This window comes from Ruegeria sp. AB10 (assembly GCF_056542745.1).
In genome coordinates, this window is record NZ_JBQGAI010000009.1 from 65373 (window position 1) to 83861 (window position 18489).

The window sequence follows — 18489 nt, forward strand, 5'->3', positions numbered from 1 at the left end:
GCTGCAACCCGGTTCAGGCGCTGATTTGGCGTATCGGCTGTGACGGCGCAAGCCGGTCCACCACGAACCGGACAATGGTTGCGCCGTTCTGCATTGGGCTGACAACACAGGTCAGTTCGGTGCCGTTGCGCATACGTATCTCACCGGACCATTCAGCACGGTTGTCGCGCATTTCAACAAAGTCGCGCACCTCACCCAGCAGCGGCGTGGCGGCACATTGGTCCTGCCAGCTGCGGGTCACGTCCAGCACCGAGTCCGGTTCAAACCCGGCCTCATCGGACTCGCCCCACAGTTTTTGATAGGCGCGGTTGGTGAAGGCCAGGGTTCCGTCATCGCCGAACACCGCGATAGCATCGGCCAGTTTGTCCAGAACCGATTGCATCAGGTCCATTTCCGAGCGGAACCGGCGGGTCAGGGTAATCTCGGCCGTGATATCCTCGAACAGGAACGCCACCGCCCCGTCGGGATGCGGGCGGCCGCTGACCGAATAGACCGACCCCGAGGGCAGCGACCAGGTTTCCTGATAGTTCCCGTCTTCGGCGGCCTCGAGCAGGTCGTTCATCTGGCTGCGCCAGCTACGGTAATTCTTGGGTTCCGGCATCATGTGCTGATCGCGCAGCCGGTCGAAAAAGCTGGACAGGCTGGGGCGGCAGCTGAGGAAGTCCGGGGGCAGGGTGGTCAGGTCGATCAGGGCCGGGTTGAACAGCGCCAATTGTCGGTTGCGGTCGAAGATCGCCAGCCCGATGGACAATTGTGCAAAGGTCTTCGTCATGGTCTGGACGAATTTTCTCTGGGCGGTTTCGGCAGCAACAATGGCATTGATATCAACCGCATAGCACAGGTGGCCTTCGGGGTGATCGACCAGCGTCAGGTCGAACCACAGCTTGTTCTCGCTGCTCTCGGACGAGATCGAGATGCGGGTTTTTGCGCCCAACCGTGCATCGCCGTCCGCACCGGGAAACAGCGGTGCGGTCAGATCGGTATCGGGACCACGGACCTTTCTGACCAATGCGACATAAGCGGCATTGCACCAACGGACATTGCTTTGATGATCCAGCAGCCAGACGGGGTATGGAGCTTGTTCCATTGCCAGACGGATCGGATCCTGTGCGTCGCGCTGGACCGGGGTGGGGCGTTCGGCGCTGTCGCGCAGTTGAACGCGGACGATACCGTCAATCCATTCGCACAGGATGTCCCGTTCGACGGTGCAGTCGATGGCGGGAATGACCAGCGTGCCCTGACGGCGGATATGGTCGGGTGTTTCTGGAAAGCTGGGAAAATCCCGCTGCAGCAGGCGGCGCAGGTCGGGCCAGTCGCGGACGGCTTCGAACCCTTCAAGCGCGATGTCTGAATGGCTGATCAGGCGGTTGCCGTCGAACAGAAACACCGCATCATACAGCGATGCGGGTGCAGACAAGCCGAAATTGTCGCCCCTCTGCCGGCGGCGGGGCAATAGCCATTGCACCGCCAGGCTGGCGGATACCAGACTGATCGCGGCCAGAATGATCCAGTCGACCATGCGCTCTCCGGAATTGATACCGGAAGGACTATGCGCGCCAATGGTTAACGGGGTCTTAACTCAGACCTGGATCTGCTGGTTTTCACCAGATGGCACAGGGGTATCGCCGGTCTGGGCATCCACCAGATTGCGCGGCCACGACACCTTTACAATCGCACCCCTGCGTTCGGGGTTGTCGCAGAGGGTTTGGTACGGGTCCGAGCCGTTCGCAAAATCCAACTCAGCCCCGCTGCGTTCCAGCAGGGTCTTGGCGATGAACAGGCCCAGACCCATGCCCTCGTATTCCGGGCGGGTTCTTTGATCTTTCTCGGCCCGGCGGCGGCGCATGAAGGGGTCGCCGATGCGGCCGATCATCTGCGATGGGTATCCGCGCCCGTCATCCATGATGTTGATGGTGATCTGATCCGTGGTCCATTCGGCCTCGACCCAGACATTCGAGCGGGCGAAATCCACCGCGTTCTGGATCAGGTTGCGCAGCCCGTGAATGATCTCGGGTTTGCGCAGGATCGAGGGTTGCTGCACATCTCCGTCCCCGGCCGGGCCTTCGGCAAAGTGAACGGTCTTGCCCCGGTGGATATGCGGCTCGGCGGCTTCATGCACCACGGTGGACAGGGGGGCCTGCCGCAAGTGCAGATCGTCTTTGCCTGCCCGGCCCATATCGCGCAGGATGTCGCGGCAGCGGTTGGCCTGTTCGCGGATCAGGGCGGCGTCTTCCTTCAGGTCGGGGCGGTCCTCCAGTTCCTCGATCAGTTCGGAACTGGTCAGCTTGATGGTGGCCAGCGGCGTGCCCAGCTCATGCGCAGCCGCCGCAACAACGCCGCCCAGATCGGTCAGCTTCTGCTCGCGCGCCAGGGCCATATGGGTGGCGGCCAATGCCTCGGACATGGACTGCACCTCGGAGCTGACGCGGTGGGAATAGGCGCCGATGAAAACGATGGCGATAACCACCGCCGCCCAATTGCCGAACAAAAGCAGGTCCGGAATCTGCAGTATGAGACCCTGTTCGGTGCGCAAAGGCAGGTGAAATTCAGCCAGCATGCTTGTCAGCGCAATTGCCACGGCGCCAACAATCACGGTCGAGCGTGTGCTCATCACATTGGCGGAAATCGTCACCGGACCCAACAGCAGCAGAGCAAAGGGGTTGTTCAGGCCACCGGTCAGGTACAGCAGGATGGCCAGCTGCGACAGGTCGAACAACACCATCAGGAAGTTTTCGAACTCGGTCAGGCGCTTGTTTTTCGGGAACAGCAGAATGGCGGTCATGTTGCCCATGACCGACACGCCGATGGCCAGGTAACACAGCGCCAGCTCCAGTTGCACCTGAAAATACCGCTGCGCGACCGTGATGGCGGTGAACTGACCGATAATGGCCACCCAACGCAGCAGGATCAGCGTGCGCAGCCGGATCCAGCTGCTGCGTTCCTGACTGCGCCATAATGTGATGTTGGAATTTGCCATCGGTCTATTATGTCCTGTTGCATCGGCTGATCATCTTGATAGGTGTCCCGGCCGAAACGATCAACAACCCCTCATCTCAGGATTGATGTCATGATCCGCCTTTACGCCATCCTTGCAACCGTTGTTCTGGCCGTCGGTCTGGGCGCCATGTGGCTGCTGACGCGGGGGGCGGGGTCGGACGATCAGTTCGCACAATGCCGGTCGGCCCAGATTGCTGGCGGCACGGCTGCAATCGGCGGTCCGTTTGAGCTGGTCAACGGCAAGGGCGAAACCGTCACCGACACCGATGTGATCACCGAGCCGACGCTGGTTTATTTCGGCTACACCTTCTGCCCCGATGTCTGCCCCTTTGATATGTCGCGCAACGCCGAGGCCGTGGATATCCTGGCCGAGCGTGGCCAGTCGGTGACACCGCTGTTCATTTCGATCGATCCGGATCGGGACACGCCGCAGGTGGTGGATGACTTTGCCTTCAATCTGGGCGGCAAGACCATCGCGCTGACCGGCTCGCCCGAGCAGGTCAAGGCCGCCAGCCAGGCCTACAAGACCTATTACCGGGCGCATGACAAAAGCGACGAGTTCTATCTGGTCGACCATTCCACCTTTACCTATCTGGTGACGCCCGAGCAGGGATTTCTTGAATTCTTCAACCGCGATGACACCGCCGAGCAGATGGCCGACAAGGTCGGGTGCTTTCTGGACAAGCTCTAGGACGCAACGGGTTGTTTGACCTTTGGAATGGCGCTGCTATTACTCATGTTTAAGCCAAAGGCGTGAAATAGCGGAAAGAACAGAATATGGCGGACAGCTCAGACCTCGATATCGGCCCCGATAAATCCCTGCTTCTGGTGGATGATGACGAGCCGTTTCTGAGGCGACTGGCCAAGGCCATGGAAAAACGCGGGTTCGAGGTTGAAACCGCAGGCTCCGTCGCCGCAGGCCGCGCCATTTCCACCGCCCGCCCACCCGCCTATGCCGTTGTCGATCTGCGGCTTGAGGACGGCAACGGTCTGGATGTGGTCGAAGTGCTGCGTGAAAAGCGCCCCGACAGCCGGGTTGTCGTTCTGACCGGATATGGCGCAATTGCCACCGCCGTGGCCGCCGTCAAAATCGGAGCGACCGATTACCTGTCGAAACCCGCCGACGCCACCGACATCACCAGCGCGCTGCTGGCCAAGGGCGACGAACTGCCCCCGCCGCCGGAAAACCCCATGAGCGCGGATCGTGTCCGTTGGGAGCATATTCAGCGGGTGTATGAGTTGTGCGACCGCAATGTGAGCGAGACCGCCCGCCGCCTGAACATGCACCGCCGGACGTTGCAGCGGATATTGGCGAAGCGTAGTCCGCGGTGAAGTATGTTTGCCAAGGTTTTCAAAAACCAAAAGGAAGCTATCGAATTATCAAACCGCGAGATGCAGAGCTTTGGAGCAACTTGCATTATCGCGTATTGTAAAAGGCTTACAATTCAACACCCCAGCATTGATGGACTGGTAAATCACTTGTTTGCCATACTCACTGCACCCGACTTGCCAACTTGGGACCAGCAAGGTTCTGAGCTGAAATTATGCGGACGCGGGGAAGTTGTGCCGTCAGAAATAGAAGAGATTTTTCCAAGCGAGCAGATCGCTGGTTTCACAGAGCTAATAGAGCACGTCGTGGAAATTGGAATTGCCGATATGTACGGCGCGGATACGTCACTTCCGCGAGAACATTTGGAAAATGCTGTGAAAATTCTGCTTGAGCACGACGTGTCAGTTCCCAATCTGTCTTTGTGCAAGATTCAATCACGTCCCCTGAAAGATCGTTGGGGGACTCCGTTGTCAGAGGCTGAATTCGCCGACTATCTACGCGTAGTTTTGGCGTAGCTGAATTTTGCAAGCAACTCTTCATGCCGCGTCAAGTACGCCTGCCGCACCTCAACCGGCGGGCGCAGGGTAATCTCCAACCCCTCCATCACCGCCTTGTCCGGCCGTCCAAAGAACTTGGTCGCCTCGGCCTCGGAAAAACCCGCGATCTGGGTCGCCTCCATCCAGGCGCTGATCTTGTCGGCCTTTTTGATCTGACGTTTCACCGTTTTCGGCACTGCAGCGGGCAGGCCAAAGCGGATGTGGATCGCCGCCGCCAACCGGTCATCCAGCGCGCCGTAATCGGGGCCGACGGCGGATTTGACTGGTGAGATCATATCTCCGATCACATATTCCGGCGCGTCGTGTAACAAAGCCGCGAGCCGCCATTTCACCGGTGCTTTTGGGGCGATCCGGCCAAAAAGCTCTTCGACCAACAGGGAATGTTCGGCCACGGAATAGGCAAAATCCCCTGCCGTCTGGCCGTTCCAGCGGGCCACAAAGGCCAGTCCGTGGGCGATATCTTCGATTTCGATGTCCACCGGGGTCGGGTCCAGCAGGTCCAGCCTGCGCCCCGACAACATCCGCTGCCATGCTCGTGCTTGTGTTGCCATTCTGCCATGCCTTGTGAAGTGGGACACGTAAGTTTCGCGTTTTTGTGTTATGATGTACCTGTCGAGATCACCGGCTGCCAACTTTTTCTTGACCAGACGTGCTTTGAACCGGCGCGTGGTGATACCGACATTTGTGCTGAGGGGGGTGCATGCTCCTCCTGGTGTGCCCCTCTCGGAACGTAACTCGTATCGGAAGGAGCTAGCTATGTTTAAGCGACTGTTTGGAATTGCCCTGGCCTTTGGAATGGCCGCCACTGCCCCACCCGCATTTGCCCAAAGTTGTGCACAGCGCGAACATGTGATCGCCAAGCTGCAGGACAGCTATTCAGAAGAGCTGGTCTTTGGCGGATTGCAGAAAACACGCGGTGCGCAGGCGGTCATGGAGGTCTGGACCTCGAAGGAAACCGGAAGCTATACGGTTCTGGTGACCCAGGCGAACGGCATTAGTTGTATTGTCGCCGTTGGCACCGATTTTTTTGAAGCGATCCCGAAGATTGCACTAAAGGGTGAGCCCAGCTGATTTAAGCGGCGGAAAACCCCGTTTCCGGCCATTCGCGTTGCCACCTGCCCCAAGGAATGCTAGGGGCAGCCCGAACGTGATTTACCTCAATGGAGCACCTGATGGCCGGGGACTATATCGTCAAAGACATTTCATTGGCCGGGTTCGGCCGCAAAGAGCTGGACATTGCCGAAACCGAGATGCCGGGCCTGATGTCCCTGCGCGCGGAATATGGCGAGGCCAAGCCGCTGAAAGGCGCGCGTATTGTTGGCTCGCTGCACATGACCATTCAGACCGCGGTTCTGATTGAAACGCTGGTCGCACTGGGCGCGGATGTGCGCTGGGCGTCGTGCAACATCTTCTCGACCCAGGACCATGCGGCGGCGGCGATTGCCGAAGCCGGCATTCCCGTTTTCGCCATCAAGGGCCAGACGCTGGAAGAGCATTGGGATTATCTGGACAAATCCTTCCTGTTCGACGAAGGCCCGAACATGATCCTGGACGATGGCGGCGACGCAACGCTGTATATCCTGCTGGGTGCACGCGCCGAAGCGGGTGAAGACATCATCCCCGTTCCCGGTTCGGAAGAGGAAGAGGTGATCAAGAAGCAGATCGCCAAGCGTATGGCCGCTTCCCCCGGCTGGTTCACCAAGATGCGCGACCAGATCAAGGGCGTGTCCGAGGAAACCACCACCGGCGTGAACCGTCTGTATCAGCTGGTGAAAGAAGGCCATCTGCCCTTCCCCGCGATCAACGTCAACGACAGCGTCACCAAGTCGAAGTTTGACAACAAATACGGCTGCAAGGAATCGCTGGTCGACGGTATCCGCCGCGCCACCGACACCATGCTGGCCGGTAAGGTTGCCGTGGTCTGCGGGTATGGCGACGTGGGCAAAGGCTCGGCCGCGTCGCTGGCAGGCGCAGGTGCCCGTGTGAAAGTGACCGAAGTAGACCCGATCTGCGCCCTGCAGGCCGCGATGGACGGGTTCGAGGTCACGCTGCTGGAAGACGAAGTTGCCTCTGCTGACGTGTTCATCACCACCACAGGCAACAAGGACGTGATCCGCATCGAACATATGCGCGAGATGAAGGACATGGCCATCGTCGGCAATATCGGTCACTTCGACAATGAAATTCAGGTGGCCAGCCTGAAGAACCACAAATGGACCAACATCAAGGAACAGGTGGACATGATCGAGATGCCCTCGGGCAACCGCATCATCCTGCTGTCCGAAGGCCGTCTGCTGAACCTCGGCAACGCCACCGGCCACCCGTCCTTCGTGATGTCGGCCTCGTTCACCAACCAGGTTCTGGCGCAGATCGAGCTGTTCACCAAAGGCGACGAGTACAACAACGACGTCTACATCCTGCCCAAGCATCTGGATGAGAAGGTTGCCCGTCTGCATCTGGACCGCATCGGCGTGAAACTGACCAAGATGGACGCCGAGCAGGCCGCCTATATCGGCGTGAAACCCGAAGGTCCCTACAAGCCCGAGCATTACCGCTACTGATTGCGGGTCGGGTATGACCAAACGCACGGGACGCCGTCGGATCTTGCATCTGGCGGCGTCTTTTCTTTTTACCTGTCTTGTCTTGCTGATCCTTGTGGGGGGTGGCGGGTGGTTGTTGCTCTCCCATCCGAAAACACCCCTTCCGGCACATTGGAACCCGTTGCGGGACTTATCTGTGGCGGCCCCGGTGACCCCGATCACCAGATACCAGCTGAACCGGGCGTTGGCGGATGACGCCCAATGCCGTGCGGTTTTGTTAGAGGCCGGTGTTGCGTTCGCGCCGATGGGCGATCTGGTCGTCGATCGGAATTGCGGGATTTCAGGCCGGGGAGAGTTGTCACAACTTGGCACGGCCCGCCTTGCACCGGTTGAGACCCGTTGCACCACCGCCCTGCGGTTGGCGATGTGGGAACACCACGTGGTTCAGCCCGCCGCCCGGGATATTCTTGCGACCAAAGTTCAGAGAATTCGCCATCTGGGCAGCTACAACTGCCGTCGCATGCGCACCGCTGAGGGTGAAAACAACCGGTGGAGCAGTCATGCGACAGCGGATTCGATCGATATCATTGGGCTGGAGCTTGAGGACGGGCGGAAGCTCAGCCTGCTTCATGACTGGGCAACACCCGGTCCCGAGGCCGAGTTTCTGCACCGCATCGGGCAGGGCGCCTGTAATTGGTTCCGGGTGGTTCTGAGCCCGAATTTCAACCGGCTTCACGCGGATCATTTCCATCTGCAAGGACCCGGCTGGGGGTATTGCCGGTAACCTCTGCCCTCGGCGGCCCCAGCAGGGGGGAGAAACTGCCGATTTTTTTCCTTTTTGGATGGCCATAGTCGCGGCTAGTCTTTTCCGGAACGGCGCAATGCGCCGTAACAACACAAGTTTAGGAGAATTGAACATGGGAAAACGCGACGAGCTGATCGCCAAATACGCTGAAGATCTGAAAGGCAAATGCGGGATGGACCCCGATATGGACCTGCTGACCAAGGTCACCATCGGTTGCGGTCCGGCGATCTATGACGCCGACGCGTCGACCGTGGCGGCCACGCAGGAAGCCGAGCTTGAGACGGTCAAGAACAACTACCTGATCAAGAAACTGGGTCTGTCGGACGGGCCGGAACTGATGGAAGCGATCAACTCGGTTCTGGAAACCTATGGCATGTCCGAGCGCAACAAATACCGCGCCGTGGTCTACTACATGCTGACCAAGCGGTTCGGAAAAGAGTCGGTCTACGCCTGATCCTTTGGTTTTCTGGCGCCCGCCCTGCGGCGGGCGTTTTCAATTTTAAGCACTTGGCGTTTGTGCCGGCCACCAGAAATGGGCTAGTGTCAGAGTGCGACCAGGACGGTCAGAGCCAAAGATTTCCATATGCGTGTGGTGAGTAGGGAGCACGCGGGGTAGGGAAGGTTCTGCAACCGTCAGGGCCTTCCCTTTTAATCAATCCGCCAGCGTGCCACCCAAGGCGCAGATCACCCGCCATTCGGCCTCGCTGACCGGCTGAACCGACAAGCGCGAGTTCCTCACCAGCACCATCTCGGCCAAACGCGCGTCCGCCTTGATCTGGTCCAGCGTCACCGGTGTTGTGAACGGCCGCACCGCCTTGATATCCACGCAGTCCCAGCGCTCGTCATCGGTGGTGCTGTCGGGATGGGCCTCGGCGCAGACCTCGACGATACCGACAATCGCCTTGTCCTTTTGCGAGTGGTAGAAAAACCCACGATCCCCAACCGCCATCTGCCGCATGAAATTGCGCGCCTGATAGTTGCGCACGCCGTCCCATTCTTCGCCCGCATCGCCTTTGGCAACCTGCTGGTCCCAGCTCCAGGTCGACGGCTCGGATTTGAACAGCCAGTATGCCATCAGCCCACGACCTTCTTCCACGGGATCAGGTCGACGGACTGGAACAGCCCTGCCTTGGCATAAGGATCATTTTCGGCCCAGGTTTCCGCGGCGGCCATGTCCTCGACCTCGAGGATCACCAGCGAGCCGATCATCGCGTCACCATTCAGCAACGGACCGGCCTGCGAAACGACGCCGGTTTCCTCGATATAGGCCAGATGGGCGGCGCGGTTGTCCAGCCGGGTCTGCAGGGCGCCGTCCTTGTCACGGGCGATGAGGGCGATCAGCATGTTATTCCTCCTTCAGGGGGCGGTTGAGCAGGGTTTCGATGGCTTGCGCGACACTGTAGGCGCCATGGCTCAGGTCTGCCACTGTGGCACTGATGGGCATGTCCAGCCCTTCGTTTGTGGCGATCTCGGACATGGCCCGCGCGGTGGCGACACCTTCGACCGTCGTGTGGCTGTCAAAGGGCCGATTCAGACCCAAACTCAGGCCAAAACGATAGTTTCGGGACAATTCGGACGAGCAGGTCAATACCAAATCCCCCAGCCCGGACAGCCCCATCAGTGTTTCGGGTTGCGCACCGCGCATCAGGGCGAACCGTTGCATCTCGGCAAAACCACGGGTCATCAAGGCAGCGCGGGCGCTGTCACCGAGACCCGCCCCGATGGCGGCCCCGCAGCCAATGGCCATCACGTTTTTCAACGCGCCACCCAGTTCCGCCCCGATCACATCGGTGGTGCGATACAGGCGCAGGTTTGCGGTGGTCAGTTCGTACTGCAGGGTTTGGCTGAGATCGTCATCGGCACAGGCCAGGGTCAAGGCCGTGGGCAGGCCGCGCGCGATGTCATCGGCAAAGCTGGGTCCGGTCAAAAGGGCAGGGTGCGCGTCCGGGATGGTCTCGCGGATCACCGAAATGGGTCCGAGGCCCGAGGACAGTTCGATCCCCTTGCAGCAGGCGACCAGCGTCTTCCCGGTCAGAACCGAAGCATGTTCCTTCAAGGCGCTGCGCAGTTTCTGCATGGGTACGGCCAGCAACAGCACGTCAGCGGCAACCGCGTCTTGAATATCGGTCGTCACCGATATCGCACCCGGCAGCGCCACATTCGGCAGGCGCGCGGTATTCTCGCGGCTGTTCTGCATGTGCCGGGCCTGTGCGGCGTCCCGTGACCACAGAGTAACCGGCCCGTTCCCGGCCAGTGAAATCGCCAGCGCGGTGCCGAAAGCACCCGATCCCAGTACCGAAACACTCATGCCTTGGCGCCTTTCTTGCCGCTTCCCAACATCGCGGGGCTGGTTTGGTCCAGGGGCCAGCGGGGCCGGGCCGTCAGGTCCAGACCATCGCGGGCACCGGAGCGAAAACGCTCCATCCCGGCATAGGCGATCATGGCCGCGTTGTCGGTGCACAAGGCCAGCGGCGGCGCCGTGAAACGCGCGCCTTTTTCGATGCAAACAGTCTCTAACGCGGCTCGAATTGCAGAATTTGCCGCCACGCCGCCGGCCACGGCAATCACCGGATCAGAGGGGTTTTCCTCAAGATACAGATCCATTGCGCGGCGGGTTTTCTCGGCCAGAGTGTCCACGATGGCCTGCTGAAACCCGGCACACAGATCGGCACGATCCTGACGGGTCAGGCCGCCTTTTTCGGCGACGAACTGATCCCGCATCCGCATCAGTGCGGTCTTGAGCCCCGAAAAGGACAGATCACATCCGGGCCGGTCCAGCAGAGGCCGGGGAAAGCGGAAGCGTTTGGGGTCGCCCGCGCGGGCCTCGGCCTCGACCGAGGGGCCCCCCGGTTGCGGCAGGCCCAACAGGCGGGCTGTCTTGTCGAAGGCCTCGCCCGGTGCATCGTCGATGGTGCCGCCGAGGCGGGTAAATTGCTCTGGCCCGTGGGCGATCAGGTATTGGCAATGGCCGCCTGACACCAGCAGCATCAGATAGGGAAAGGCAATCCCGTCGGTCAGGCGTGGCGTCAGCGCGTGGCCCGCCAGATGGTTCACCCCGATCAGCGGCAGGCCGGTTGCGGCGCTCAGCCCCTTGGCGCACATCACGCCGGACATGACCCCGCCGATCAGACCCGGTCCGGCGGTGACGGCAATGGCGTCCATATCCGTTAAAGCCAAGCCCGCGGCCTCAAGCGCCTGCACCACGCAGGTATCCAGTTTTTCCGCATGAGCACGGGCCGCGATCTCGGGCACCACACCGCCAAAGGCGCTGTGCAACTCGGTCTGACCATGCACGATGGATGACAGCACTTCGGCCCCGGCGCCATCGGTCTGGCGCACGACGGCGGCCGCTGTGTCGTCACAGCTGCTTTCCAGTCCGAGGACGGTAAGTGTTTGCACCATTGGCCCGATCCGTTACACCTTGATTGCCAAGCGGGGTATCACCCCGCGCGGATGCAAACAATCCCAAGGCGGAAGGCGCCGACTGTTGTATTTGCTGATGACCCGCCCGCGCGCTGCCTCTGAACGGTTTGTTGCGCAGCTGCCGACCCGCATCAGATCGCAGGTCGAGGTTATCTATTCCCCGATCCTTAAGATCAAACCCCTGCCGATCAGCGTCGATACCAACGGTGTGCGCGGGCTGATATTCACGTCGGCCAATGGGGTGAATGCCGCGGTGTCTCTGGGTTTGGCGCGCGACATGCCTGCCTTTTGCGTCGGCCCCGCCACCACCGGCACCGCAAAGGGCGCCGGGTGGGACGCGCAGATGGTTGGCGCCACCGCCGAGGAACTGGTGGCTCATCTGCTGAAGCATCGCCCTGAAAGCCCCTTGTTGCACCTGCGGGGCGAACACAGCCGGGGCAATATCGCCATCCGCCTGACCGAGTCGGGCCTGACCGTGCGCGAACAATCCGTCTATCAGCAGCACCTTTTGCCGCTGACACCCGAAGCCGCTGCGGTCGCTGACGCAGATATACCGGTTGTCGCGCCGCTGTTTTCACCCAGAACGGCGCGACAATTTGCCGATATCTGGACCGGTTCAGCGCCCTTGTGGCTGGTCGCAATCAGCCAGGCGACGGCGGAACCCCTTTATTCCTTGGACTATGCGCATCTAAAGATCGTCAACGAGCCGACCCCGAAGAAAATGCAGAAAGCCGTTAAAAAACTTGTGAAACATGCGATGCGGGTTGAGGGCAGCGAGACCACCGACTAACCTAGAGTGGCCTGTTATTCATGTGAAATTGGATTCGATAAGGGGAATGTTGCGGTGGCTGGTAAGAAGAAAACCGATCGAAAGCCGGTGGAAGACCCCAAGTCGGATGAGGCGGTTGAAACCGTTTCCACACAGGATGATGCGCCTCTTGACGCGGTCGAGACTGTAGAAGAGGCTCTTTCCGAAGCCGAAGCCGAAGCCGAAGCCGAAGCCGAAGCCGAAGCCGAAGCCGAAGCCGAAGCCGAAGCCGAAGCCGAAGCCGAAGCCGAAGCCGAAGCCGAAGCCGAAGCGATTGTGGAAGGGCCCGTCGCGGCGGTCGCAGACAAATCCGCCGAACCTGAACAGGAACAACGCGGCGGCTTTGTGCCGGCCCTGCTTGGTGGTGTACTTGCGGCCGGGATCGGGTTTGCCGCGGGCAGCGCGGGCCTGTTCGGGTCCGGCGAGTCCGACGGCCTCGCGGCGCTTGAGGCGAAGCTCAATGATCAGTCCAGCCAGATCGAGGCACTGACGAAATCCTTGGCCGACAGGTCAGACAGTTCTGATGTGGACAGCAAAATCGCCGCCCTGACCGATCAGGTCACACCGCTGGGCGCGGAACTTGAGGCGGTGAAATCCGGCCTCGATGGGCTGGCGGGCAAGATCGACCCTCTGGCCAGCCGTCTGAGCGATCTGGAAAGCGGTGCGCTGACGCAGGGCGCCTCACCCGAAGCCTCGGCTGCCTTTGAGGCCGAACTGAAGAAACTGCAGGATTCGCTGGCCGCACAGCGGGCCGAGGTCGAAAAAATGGTCACGGACGCGCAGGCGCTTGAAGCTCAGGCTGCCGCCAAAGCGCAAGCGGCCACCAATGCGGCGGTCCTGTCTCAGGTGCTCAGCCAACTGGACGCGGGCCAGCCCTACAACGATCTGGTGGCTGAACTGACAGCCAGCGGCGTGACCGTACCTGACGCTCTGTCGGCCCCGTCAGAAAAGGGTGTTGCCAGCCTGGCAGCGCTGCGAGAGTCTTTCACGCCCGCTGCCCGCGCAGCACTGGCCGATGCGCGCAGCGCGGACAAGGCCACGGGTCTGGTCGCCTTCCTGCAACGCCAGACCGGCGCGCGCTCGGTCACGCCGCAAGAGGGCGACAGCCCGGATGCGATCCTGTCGCGGGCCGAGGCCGCGCTGGCGGGCGGTGATGTTGCTGCCGCGCTGAGCGAACTCAAGACCCTGCCCGATGCGGCCAAGGCGGCACTGGCGGATTGGGAACAGACGGCCCAGACTCGCGAGGCCGCCGTGGACGCCGCAAATGCGCTGCAATCCAGCGTAAACTCGAACTGAAGGACCTGCCATGCTGTGGTCATTGTTTAAGATCCTTGTTTTTGTAGCGATTATCGGCCTGCTGGCCATGGGCGCCATGTTCCTGATGGAAACCAGCGGCGGCGTACAGATCACGGCGTGGGGTCAGGAATTTACCTTGGGGCCGCTGCAATCGGTGATCGCGCTGGGCGTTCTGGTTGTCCTGATCTGGGTGTTCTTCAAGCTGCTGACCCTGCTGATCGCGACGCTGAAATTCCTCAACGGGGATGAAACTGCGCTGTCGCGTTACTTCGACCGCAGCCGTGAAAAGCGGGGCTATCAGGCGCTGTCCGACGGTCTGATGGCGCTGGCCTCGGGCGAGGGGCGTGTGGCGATGAACAAGGCCTATAAAGCCGAAAAACTGCTGAACAAGCCCGAGCTGACCAACCTGCTGGTGGCCCAAGCGGCTGAGATGAACGGCGACACCAAAAAAGCCTCCGAGACCTACAAGAAGCTGGTCACCAACAATGCCACCCGCTTTGTCGGGGTGCGCGGTATCATGAAACAGAAACTGGCCGAGGGCGATGACGAAACCGCCCGCAAGCTGGCCGAAAAGGCGCTGGCGATCAAACCGCGCCATGCCGAGACGCAGGACATTTTGCTGGGTCTGCAGACCAAATCGCAGGATTGGGCCGGCGCGCGCTCGACCCTGACCGCCAAGCTGAAGGCCGGCCATCTGCCGCGCGACGTGTTCAAGCGCCGCGATGCGGTGCTGGCCCTGTCCGAGGCCAAGGATATTCTGGCCGAAGGCGCCACCGTTGAACAGCAGGAACACGCGATCGAGGCCAACCGCCTGTCGCCCGATCTGGTGCCTGCGGCGGCCATGGCTGCGCGGGCCTATATCGAAAAGGGCAAACCGCGCGCCGCGACCAAGATTCTGAAAAAGGCGTGGGAGGTGCAGCCGCACCCCGATCTGGCCCATGTCTTTGCTGAAATTGCACCGGATGAAACGCCCCGGGCGCGGATCAAACGCTTTACGGCGCTGACCCGCATTCACCCGGAAAACCCGGAAACCCGCCTGATCCAGGCCGAACTGAACATCGTGGCCGAGGATTTCCCCGAAGCCCGCCGGGCGCTGGGCGATGTGGTGGAAAAACAGGCCGATGCGCGTGCCTATACGCTGATGGCGGCGATTGAGCGGGGCGAGGGCGCCTCGGACGCCGTGGTGCAGGGCTGGCTGGCCAAGGCGCTGAACGCGCCGCGCGGGCCGCAATGGGTCTGTGACAACTGCCACGACATTCAGCCAGAATGGGGTCCGGTCTGTCAGAACTGTCACAGCTTTGACACGCTTAGCTGGCAGACCCCGCAAACCCCCGAGATCGCAACGGCTACCGGTGTTCACATGCTGCCGCTGATCGTCGGCGCGCTTGAGGACCAGCAGGAACCGGAACCCGAGCCGGAGCCCGAAACCGAAGAGGTCGAGGAGGCGGTCGAACCTGAGGTCATCGAGATCGAGACGGAACCGGTCCGGCCCGATGTCGAGCCAGCGGTCAATGCCGAGGGAGAGCCCGTGGTCGAGAAACGGGCCTAGCGCGCGGTTTCCACGTCAAAAGCAGCGTTCCACAATTTGAACAGCTCTGCCCGGCGGTTCTGGTCCCGTGCGACCAGCAGCGCCGGGGACAGCGCGATAAAGCGGCGGGCGCTGGGGGTCAGGCCGGTCTCGGCCGCGTCCATCTGGGCCACAAGGCCCGAGGCCGCCAGCAGGTTCTGCGCCTCCGGTGACAGCAGGAAATCCAGAAACCCGGTTGCGGCATCCTTGTTGCCCGCCTGCGCCGGGATCATAAGGGCACGGGACAGGACCAGCGTGTAATCCTCGGGCAGGATCACCCCCACGCCGGGCGCATCGGCATTGGCCACGTAGGACCCCAGAACGTTATAGGCGATCAGGAATCGCCCCTCGGCCACGTCGCGGATAATCTCGGATGAACAGCAAGTGGCCACGGCGTCGATGCGGGCAAACCCTTCGATCAGGGAACCAAAGGTCGTGGCCTCAAGGCTATCCCCATAGGCGAACAGGTATCCCAGACCGGATGCCGCAATATCATAGGTCGCCACCCGACCCCGCAGCAGATCGGGCTGCGTGCGCATTGCGTCCAACAGGGCAAAGCGGTTGCGGGGGACGTGCTGATCGTCCAGCAGGGCTTTGTTATAGGCGATGACGGCGGGTTCGGTGGTGATGCCCCAAAGCTCATCCCGCCAGCGCCGCGCGTCCGGCAGGGCCTCGGTCAAGGGGGAACGGTAGCGGTGCGCGCAGGCGGAATTGACCAGCCACACCATCTGCTGAATGGCCGAGGAAAATACCACATCAGCGGGGTTCCGACCGTCCTTGCAGACCGTGCGGCTGTGCTGGAACAGCGCGTTCGAGCCCCATTGTTCATAGGTGATCCGCAAATCCGGGTTCAGTTCGGCAAAGCGCTCCAGCACCGGGGCGATGATGGCGATATCGGTGGTCGACCGGATCAGCATCGGGTCATTGCCGCGGCCGAAGCTGGCCGTGGCTTCTTGCGCCTGCAGGGTGCCGGGCAGGGCAAACAGAAGGCAGATCATAAAGGTGCGGATCATTCCATCCCCCTTGTGGTCGGAAAGCTGAGAGCTGCGCGAAATCCGGTATCGTTGCGGGCCATCTCAACCGTGCCGTCAAAGGCCTCGGCGGTGGATTTCACGATCGACAGACCCAGGCCGCTGCTGTCCTCGCCGGATCCGGTGGTGCGGTTGAACCGGTCTCCGATGTGATCTGCAATGGGCGTTGCGGGTCCGGATCCGTGGTCGCGCACCCACAGAACGGCGCGGGAACCTTCTTGCGTTGCGCCGATGCTGACCGGGGGTTCGCCATGTCGCAGCGCATTGCCCAGCAGGTTCTTGGCCGCCTCGCCAAGGGAAAAGGCATCCGCGTTCACCAGCACCGGGGATTCTCCGATCTCGAGCCGCACTTCGACGCCGGGGGCGACCAGTTCGTGGTCGCTCTGTTCCAAGACGTCCAGCGCCACCTCGCGCAGATCGACGGGGCGGCGGGGGGCGCTGTCGATGCGGTGGATCACCATGGCGCGCGATAGCAGCTGATCCAGCAGGGTACCCAGCGACCGCGTGCGCCTGAGCAGCCGGTCCAAGGCGCGTGCGCGGGCCGGGGGATCGGGGTCGTCCTGCGCGATCTCGGCCTGTACCCGGATGGCGGCGACCGGGGTGCGCAGCTGATGGGCCGTGTCGGCGATCAGGTTGCGCATCGTGTCCACCTGCCGGTCGAGCCGCCCCATGAAGCGGTTCATCGCGGTCAGCATCACCTGCAGCTCGCGCGGCAGCCCGTCGCTGGCCATCGGCGTCAGGTCATGCGGGTCGCGGCGCGTGAGATCGTCGGACAGCGCCTCAAGCGGGCGCAGGGCGGATCGGGTGACGAACCACGACATGATCAGCAGCAAAATCCCCGCGACGGCCATCGGCAGCAGCGCGTCGCGCATCAGTCCGCCGGTCATCATCTGGCGCGCGCGCAGCGTCTGGCCGACCAGCACCTCGACCTCGCCCGAGAACTCCCGCTCGGCAAACAGGCGGGCCACGCGGACGAAACGGGCGGGTTCTCCGTTCAGGTCGGCGGTGAAATAGAAGGGCACGGCGCCGGGTTGCTGCGGCATTTCGATCACCGTATCGCGATCCAGCCCGGTGATGAACGGGCCACCGGGCACCTGCACCGCATAGAATATCCGGTCATCCGGGGCCTGTGCCAATAACTGAAAGGCCGAGACCGGCAGGTCGACAAAAGGTTCTCCGTCCTGAATGCGCACCGATTCCGCGATATCCGTGGCCGCGCCGAGCAGCAGCCGGTCATAGGCTTGCCGCGCCGCCAAGCGGCCATTGGCCCAGATCGACAGCGCCACCAGACAGCCACCGAGTATCAGGATCAGCAGCACTGCGCTGAGAACCCGCGCTGTCAGGCTGTGGGGAAGGTGCGGCCTAGCCATCCAGACCGATCCGATACCCGACTCCGCGCTGGGTGGTGATGCTGACTGTGCTGCCGGCGAACTTCTTGCGCAGCCGGGCGATATACAGCTCGATCGCGTTTTCACCCACGTCGGCGTCCTCGAACCCGTAAAGAGAGTCATACAGCCGCGTTTTTGACAGGAACTGCCCCTCATGCCGGATCAGCGCGTCCAGCACGGCGGCCTCGCGCGCGGTAAGGTTCAGGCGCTTGCCGTCCAGCGTGGCGCTGCGGTCCTTGGGGGCGTAGATCAGCGGCCCCAAAGTGATCTGTTCGCTCTTGCGGTCGGCATCGCGACGGACGAGGGCGCGCAGCCGGGCCTCAAGCTCGCGTTGATCGAAAGGCTTGCCCAGATAATCGTCGGCGCCCTTGTCCAATGCGGCGACGCGATCCTCGACCGAGGTCAGCGCCGTCAGCATCAGCACCGGCGTGCGATCGCCCGAGGCGCGGATCTTGCCCAGGAAGTTCAGACCCGACCCGTCGGGCAGGTTGATGTCCAGCAGCATCGCGTCATAGCTTTGCACCGCGCGGAAATCGCGGGCAGATTCGACAGTGGTCGCCAGATCACACACCACGCCGGACCGGGCCAGATGGGCCACGACGCCCTCGGCCAGGTCCTCGGCATCTTCGATCATCAAAACGCGCATGACCCCTCCCCAAAGTCGGACGCCGGAACCGTGACAGGTTCATGACAGCATTATTCGGTAAACGGGTACGACCTGCAAGGACACGCGCCTGCGGGGATCGG

20 protein-coding genes are annotated in these 18489 nt (G+C 61.7%); 10 read left to right on the top strand and 10 right to left on the bottom strand.

Annotated features, from left to right (window positions below; all coding sequences use genetic code 11):
- Window positions 1–13 precede the first annotated feature (13 nt).
- Window positions 14–1519, bottom strand: coding sequence for a PAS-domain containing protein (locus ACR0NT_RS15820; protein ID WP_170672566.1), 1506 nt, complete (start codon window positions 1517–1519; stop codon window positions 14–16).
- Between the two features lie 60 nt (window positions 1520–1579).
- Window positions 1580–2977: a sensor histidine kinase RegB gene (regB, locus tag ACR0NT_RS15825; RefSeq protein ID WP_170672564.1), complete on the bottom strand. Its 1398-nt coding sequence runs from the start codon at window positions 2975–2977 to the stop codon at window positions 1580–1582.
- A 90-nt stretch (window positions 2978–3067) separates the two neighbouring features.
- Between regB and ACR0NT_RS15830 the strand changes: the two genes are divergently transcribed.
- The 3 genes from ACR0NT_RS15830 (at window position 3068) to ACR0NT_RS15840 (ending at window position 4842) form a co-directional block, all read left to right on the top strand.
- Complete coding sequence (locus tag ACR0NT_RS15830) at window positions 3068–3688, top strand: SCO family protein (RefSeq protein WP_170444833.1); 621 nt, start codon at window positions 3068–3070, stop codon at window positions 3686–3688.
- A gap of 86 nt (window positions 3689–3774) precedes the next feature.
- Window positions 3775–4329 carry an ActR/PrrA/RegA family redox response regulator transcription factor gene (locus tag ACR0NT_RS15835; RefSeq protein ID WP_058283361.1) on the top strand — a complete coding sequence of 185 codons (555 nt, stop codon included), beginning with the start codon at window positions 3775–3777 and terminating at the stop codon, window positions 4327–4329.
- Between the two features lie 3 nt (window positions 4330–4332).
- Window positions 4333–4842, top strand: a complete 510-nt coding sequence (locus ACR0NT_RS15840) for a hypothetical protein (RefSeq protein ID WP_170444836.1) — start codon at window positions 4333–4335, stop codon at window positions 4840–4842.
- Here ACR0NT_RS15840 and ACR0NT_RS15845 read toward each other — a convergent pair.
- Window positions 4818–5435, bottom strand: a complete 618-nt coding sequence (locus ACR0NT_RS15845) for an HD domain-containing protein (protein ID WP_170444839.1) — start codon at window positions 5433–5435, stop codon at window positions 4818–4820. The two genes, ACR0NT_RS15840 and ACR0NT_RS15845, sit on opposite strands and share 25 nt — an antisense overlap.
- Before the next feature lie 205 nt (window positions 5436–5640).
- Between ACR0NT_RS15845 and ACR0NT_RS15850 the strand changes: the two genes are divergently transcribed.
- From ACR0NT_RS15850 to ACR0NT_RS15865, 4 genes are all read left to right on the top strand, one after another.
- Window positions 5641–5955, top strand: a complete 315-nt coding sequence (locus ACR0NT_RS15850) for a hypothetical protein (protein ID WP_170444842.1) — start codon at window positions 5641–5643, stop codon at window positions 5953–5955.
- Between the two features lie 101 nt (window positions 5956–6056).
- Entirely contained in the window at window positions 6057–7445 is a 1389-nt protein-coding gene (ahcY, locus tag ACR0NT_RS15855) for an adenosylhomocysteinase (protein WP_170672562.1), read from the top strand.
- Between the two features lie 187 nt (window positions 7446–7632).
- A complete protein-coding gene (locus tag ACR0NT_RS15860; protein ID WP_480443349.1) occupies window positions 7633–8208 on the top strand; it encodes an extensin-like domain-containing protein in 576 nt (191 codons plus the stop codon).
- 133 nt (window positions 8209–8341) lie between these two features.
- Window positions 8342–8683, top strand: coding sequence for a DUF2853 family protein (locus tag ACR0NT_RS15865; RefSeq protein WP_170444850.1), 342 nt, complete (start codon window positions 8342–8344; stop codon window positions 8681–8683).
- Between the two features lie 198 nt (window positions 8684–8881).
- On the opposite strand, the gene ACR0NT_RS15870 is transcribed toward ACR0NT_RS15865, so the two are convergent.
- From ACR0NT_RS15870 to tsaD, 4 genes are read right to left on the bottom strand one after another with little or no spacing between them, the layout of a single operon-like run.
- Window positions 8882–9304, bottom strand: a complete 423-nt coding sequence (locus ACR0NT_RS15870; protein ID WP_170444852.1) for an EVE domain-containing protein — start codon at window positions 9302–9304, stop codon at window positions 8882–8884.
- Window positions 9304–9573, bottom strand: a complete 270-nt coding sequence (locus ACR0NT_RS15875; RefSeq protein ID WP_170444855.1) for a YciI family protein — start codon at window positions 9571–9573, stop codon at window positions 9304–9306. Before ACR0NT_RS15875 ends, ACR0NT_RS15870 begins: the two co-directional genes overlap by 1 nt.
- Before the next feature lies 1 nt (window position 9574).
- Window positions 9575–10537, bottom strand: coding sequence for an NAD(P)H-dependent glycerol-3-phosphate dehydrogenase (locus tag ACR0NT_RS15880; RefSeq protein WP_170672558.1), 963 nt, complete (start codon window positions 10535–10537; stop codon window positions 9575–9577).
- On the bottom strand, window positions 10534–11631 hold the full coding sequence (tsaD, locus tag ACR0NT_RS15885) for a tRNA (adenosine(37)-N6)-threonylcarbamoyltransferase complex transferase subunit TsaD (RefSeq protein ID WP_170672556.1): 1098 nt from the start codon (window positions 11629–11631) through the stop codon (window positions 10534–10536). Before tsaD ends, ACR0NT_RS15880 begins: the two co-directional genes overlap by 4 nt.
- Before the next feature lie 97 nt (window positions 11632–11728).
- Here tsaD and ACR0NT_RS15890 point away from each other — a divergent pair, with 97 nt between their 5' ends.
- The 3 genes from ACR0NT_RS15890 to ACR0NT_RS15900 are packed head-to-tail and all read left to right on the top strand — an operon-like array spanning window position 11729 to window position 15305.
- A complete protein-coding gene (locus ACR0NT_RS15890) occupies window positions 11729–12442 on the top strand; it encodes a uroporphyrinogen-III synthase (protein ID WP_170673282.1) in 714 nt (237 codons plus the stop codon).
- 54 nt (window positions 12443–12496) lie between these two features.
- Window positions 12497–13756: a COG4223 family protein gene (locus tag ACR0NT_RS15895; RefSeq protein ID WP_480443352.1), complete on the top strand. Its 1260-nt coding sequence runs from the start codon at window positions 12497–12499 to the stop codon at window positions 13754–13756.
- A gap of 10 nt (window positions 13757–13766) precedes the next feature.
- On the top strand, window positions 13767–15305 hold the full coding sequence (locus tag ACR0NT_RS15900; RefSeq protein WP_170672552.1) for a heme biosynthesis HemY N-terminal domain-containing protein: 1539 nt from the start codon (window positions 13767–13769) through the stop codon (window positions 15303–15305).
- Here ACR0NT_RS15900 and ACR0NT_RS15905 read toward each other — a convergent pair.
- The 3 genes from ACR0NT_RS15905 to ACR0NT_RS15915 are packed head-to-tail and all read right to left on the bottom strand — an operon-like array spanning window position 15302 to window position 18388.
- A complete protein-coding gene (locus ACR0NT_RS15905) occupies window positions 15302–16336 on the bottom strand; it encodes an ABC transporter substrate-binding protein (RefSeq protein WP_170672550.1) in 1035 nt (344 codons plus the stop codon). The two genes, ACR0NT_RS15900 and ACR0NT_RS15905, sit on opposite strands and share 4 nt — an antisense overlap.
- Window positions 16333–17724 (bottom strand): sensor histidine kinase, encoded by a 1392-nt coding sequence (locus ACR0NT_RS15910; RefSeq protein WP_170444876.1) that lies wholly within the window; start codon window positions 17722–17724, stop codon window positions 16333–16335. Before ACR0NT_RS15910 ends, ACR0NT_RS15905 begins: the two co-directional genes overlap by 4 nt.
- The gene (locus ACR0NT_RS15915; protein ID WP_170672549.1) at window positions 17717–18388 is read right to left on the bottom strand and encodes a response regulator transcription factor; all 672 of its coding nucleotides are present in this window, start codon (window positions 18386–18388) and stop codon (window positions 17717–17719) included. Before ACR0NT_RS15915 ends, ACR0NT_RS15910 begins: the two co-directional genes overlap by 8 nt.
- Window positions 18389–18489: the final 101 nt, after the last annotated feature.